Consider the following 4,322-nt stretch of genomic DNA (forward strand, 5'->3'; position numbering starts at 1 on the left):
TCCCCGCTTGCGGGGAGGGGGACCGCCGAAGGTGGTGGAGGGGGTTGGCGGCCTGAAGCGACGTTGCGGGCGGGCGCCAGCCCCCTCCGTCAGCGCTTCGCGCTGCCACCTCCCCACAAGTGGGGAGGATCGGTACATCCGCTTCCCACCCCAAAACCGCCCGTCAGATTCTGTAGCTACCGCGCCCCGAAGCGCCAGCGCAACAGCGGGCGGGCCAGCAGCAGGCCCGCGAGAAACCCGCCGACATGCGCCCAGATCGCGATCGCACCGAAGCCGCTGCCACCGGCGAAACCGATGAGCAACTGAAGCCCGATCCACGCCGCGGCGAGCCATAAAGCGCGCACCCAATGCCCCGGGATCGGACCGATCGCGGACGCCTGCGAGCGGCTGAAGATCAGGGCGTACACCGCGATCAGCGCAGAGATCGCGCCGCTGGCGCCGATCATCGGCACCGCCGACTGCGGATCGCCGAGAAATTGCGCAAGCGCGCCGCCATAAGCCCCGGCGAGCAGCAGCACCGCCATCGCCTTCGACCCCAGCGGCGCCTCCAACTGGCGCCCGATGAACAGCAGCACGATGACGTTGAAGACGATATGCAGCACCCCGCCGTGCAGCAACGCCGACGACAGCGGGGTCAGCACAAAGGGAACCATCGTCCCCGGCGGCAGGATCAATTCGTTACCGAAACGCGCCGGAATGAACCCTGCGCGCACGATCGCGTCGACCTGGAATCCGGTGATCCATATAAGGACAAAGACGATGACGCAGACGAGCGCATAGCCCGTGACCAGCGGCGCTTCGTGCGGCTTCATCGTCAAATACCCATCAGATGAATTCGATTTTCTTCACCAGATAATATTTGTCGCCCGCGGGCACGGTGACTTCGATCTCGTCCTCGACGCGGCGACCGATCAATGCGCGGCCGAGCGGCGAGTTATAGCTGATCTTGCCATCCTTTGCGTCGGCTTCGGCTTGCCCGACGATCTGATAGCGGATCGGTTTCTCGTCCTCGTCGGCGAGGGTGACGGTCGCGCCGAACACGATGCGGTCGCCCGACAGCATCGTCGGGTCGATCACCTGCGCACGCGAGAGCTTGTCCTCCAGGTCGCCGATCGTCGCTTCGACCTGGCCCTGACGCTCTTTCGCGGCGTGATATTCGGCATTTTCCGAAAGGTCGCCATGCGCGCGCGCTTCCTCGATCGCATCGACGATCAACGGTCGCTCGGCCTTGAGCGCAGTGAGCTGTGTGCTCATCTTCTCATAGCCTTCTGCCAGCATCGGCACCTTTTCAACGCTTGCCATTATCCTGTTGTCCTTCGTCAATAATCCAGCGCCAGCGAAGTTTCGCCGGGCGGCTGAGCCGCTGTTCCGTCAATGTCGGGGGGTGGAGCGGTGCCTTCAATAATAGTCTTGAAGCGGCTTCACTTCAAGACTGTGTGCGCGAAGAGCCCCGATCGCCTGCGTCGCGGCGTCGCTCGCCGCGGCGGTCGTATAATAAGCGATGTCGGCGGCAAGCGCCGAGGCGCGGATCGATTGCGAATCCTGCAGGCTCTGCCACCCTTCGGTCGTGTTGAAGATCAGCTGCACATCGCCGTCCTTGATCCGGTCGACGATATGCGGGCGGCCCTCGGCGACCTTGTTGACGCGCTCGATCGCGATGCCCTGTTCGGCAAGATAGTCGGCAGTGCCGCCGGTCGCGACCACCTGCCAGCCCCATCCCGTCAGCCGGCGTACCGCATCGACGATGCGCGGCTTGTCGCTGTCCTTCACCGACACGAAAACGCGGCCGGTGGTCGGCAGGCGGTCCCCCGCCCCAAGCTGTGCCTTGGCAAAGGCCAGGTTGAAGTTGCTGTCGATTCCCATGACTTCGCCGGTGGACTTCATCTCTGGCGACAGCACTGGATCGGTGCCGGGGAACCGCGCAAAGGGGAACACCGCTTCCTTCACCGCGACATGTTTGATGTCGCGGTTGATCCTGGGCAGGTCGGCCAACTTTTCGCCCGCCATCACCCGTGCCGCGATCTTGGCGATCGGTGAGCCCACCGCCTTCGCGACGAAGGGCACGGTGCGGCTGGCGCGCGGGTTGACCTCGATCAGGAAAACCTCGTCGCCCTTCACCGCGAACTGGATGTTCATGAGGCCCAATACGCCCAGCGCGCGCGCCAGCGCTTCGGTCTGGCGCTCGATCTCGGCGATGATGTCGGCCGACAGGCTGTACGGCGGGATCGAGCAGGCGCTGTCGCCCGAATGGACCCCGGCTTCCTCGATATGCTGGAGCACACCGGCGACGACCACATCGGTGCCGTCGCACAAGGCATCGACATCGACCTCGATCGCATCGCGCAGATAGCGGTCGATCAGCACCGGCGATGAGCCCGACACCTGCACCGCGGTCTCGATATAATTTTCGAGCTGCGCCTGATCGTCGACGATCTCCATCGCGCGGCCGCCGAGCACATAGGAGGGGCGCGTCAGCACCGGATACCCGATGCGCGCCGCGACCGCGACGGCTTCCTCGCGGCTGCGCGCGATGCCGTTTTCGGGCTGTTTCAGGCCGAGCTTGTTGACCAGCGCCGCAAACCGCTCGCGGTCTTCGGCGAGGTCGATCGCGTCGGGCGAGGTGCCGAGGATCGGGATACCCGCGTCCGACAGTGCCTGCGCCAACTTCAGCGGCGTCTGCCCGCCGAACTGGACGATGACGCCGACGAGCGTGCCGTTCTGCTGCTCGACGTGGAGGATTTCGAGCACGTCTTCCGCGGTCAGCGGTTCGAAATAGAGGCGGTCCGACGTGTCATAATCGGTGCTCACCGTTTCGGGGTTGCAGTTGATCATGATCGTTTCATAGCCCGCCTCTTCGAGCGCGAAGCAGGCGTGGCAACAGCAATAGTCGAACTCGATCCCCTGCCCGATCCGGTTCGGACCGCCGCCAAGGATGACGATCTTCTGCCGGTCGGACGGGTTCGCCTCATTCTCGGGCTCGCCAAAGGTCGGGGCTTCGTAGGTCGAATAAAGATAAGGCGTCTGCGCCTGGAATTCGGCGGCGCAGGTGTCGATCATCTTGAACACCGGCCGCACGCCAAGCTTGTGGCGCAGCGCGCGCACTTCGGCCTCGGTGACGCCGCCGGTCATCGCCTTGACCGCCTCATGGATCAGCCCGCTGCCGCGCGCGGTCGCGCGCTTCGATCCGGGGCGCAGGTTCGCAGACTGGAGCGCCAGATAGGCAAGCCGCTTGTCGGAGAAGCCCATCGCTTTGAGCTTGCGCAGCCCTTCGGCATCGCGCGGCAGGCCGTTTTCGCAAACCTCCTGCTCGGCTTCGACAATCTCTTCGATACGTTCGAGGAACCACATGTCGTAACCCGCGATGCGGTTGATTTCGGACAGCGGCAGACCTTCGCGGATCGCCTGCGCGGCGTTGAGCAGGCGGTCGGGGGTCGCCTTCGCCAGTTCGCTGCGCAACTGGTCGTGGCTCGCGCCCTTCAGGCGATCGACGAAGTTAAAGCCCGAAAGCCCCGTCTCCAGCCCGCGCAGTGCCTTTTGCAAAGATTCATGGATCGTGCGGCCGATCGCCATGACCTCGCCGACCGATTTCATCGCGGTCGACAGCACCGCCTCGGCGCCCTTGAACTTTTCGAAGGCAAAGCGCGGGATCTTGGTCACGACATAGTCGATCGTCGGTTCGAACGACGCCGGGGTGACCCCGGTGATGTCGTTCATGATCTCGTCGAGCGTGTAGCCGACCGCCAGCTTCGCCGCGACCTTGGCGATCGGGAAACCCGTCGCCTTCGACGCCAGCGCCGACGAGCGCGACACGCGCGGGTTCATTTCGATCACGATCAGGCGGCCATCCTTGGGGTTCACCGCGAACTGGACGTTCGATCCGCCCGTCTCGACCCCGATCTCGCGCAGCACCGCGATGCTCGCGTTGCGCATGATCTGATATTCCTTGTCGGTCAGCGTCAGCGCGGGAGCGACGGTGATGCTGTCGCCGGTATGCACGCCCATCGGATCGACATTTTCGATCGAACAGATGATGATGCAATTGTCCCGGCGGTCGCGCACCACCTCCATCTCATATTCTTTCCAGCCGAGGAGCGATTCCTCGATCAGCACCTCGTTGGTCGGCGAGGCGATCAGCCCGCCGCGGACGATATGCTCGAACTCCTCGCGGTTATACGCGATGCCGCCGCCGGTGCCGCCCATTGTGAACGACGGGCGGATAATCGACGGCAGGCCGGTGCGTTCGAGCACCGCCAGCGCCTCGTCGAGCGTGTGCGCAATGCCGCTGCGCGCGCTTTCCAGCCCGATCTTGGTCATCGCGTCGC

General features: G+C 64.3%; 3 protein-coding genes. All 3 read right to left on the reverse strand.

Going from position 1 to position 4,322, the window contains the following annotated elements; genetic code table 11:
- Positions 1–176: 176 nt before the first annotated feature.
- Complete coding sequence (locus ACREBX_RS16255; protein WP_431562780.1) at positions 177–812, reverse strand: rhomboid family intramembrane serine protease; 636 nt, start codon at positions 810–812, stop codon at positions 177–179.
- Positions 813–825: 13 nt separating this feature from the next.
- Entirely contained in the window at positions 826–1,302 is a 477-nt protein-coding gene (gene greA / locus ACREBX_RS16260) for a transcription elongation factor GreA (RefSeq protein WP_431562781.1), read from the reverse strand.
- A gap of 96 nt (positions 1,303–1,398) precedes the next feature.
- Positions 1,399–4,322: carbamoyl-phosphate synthase large subunit (gene carB, locus ACREBX_RS16265; protein WP_431562782.1), on the reverse strand; the 2,924-nt coding region annotated here is incomplete at its 5' end.

The organism is Sphingopyxis sp., from assembly GCF_050725655.1.
Classification (GTDB): domain Bacteria; phylum Pseudomonadota; class Alphaproteobacteria; order Sphingomonadales; family Sphingomonadaceae; genus Sphingopyxis.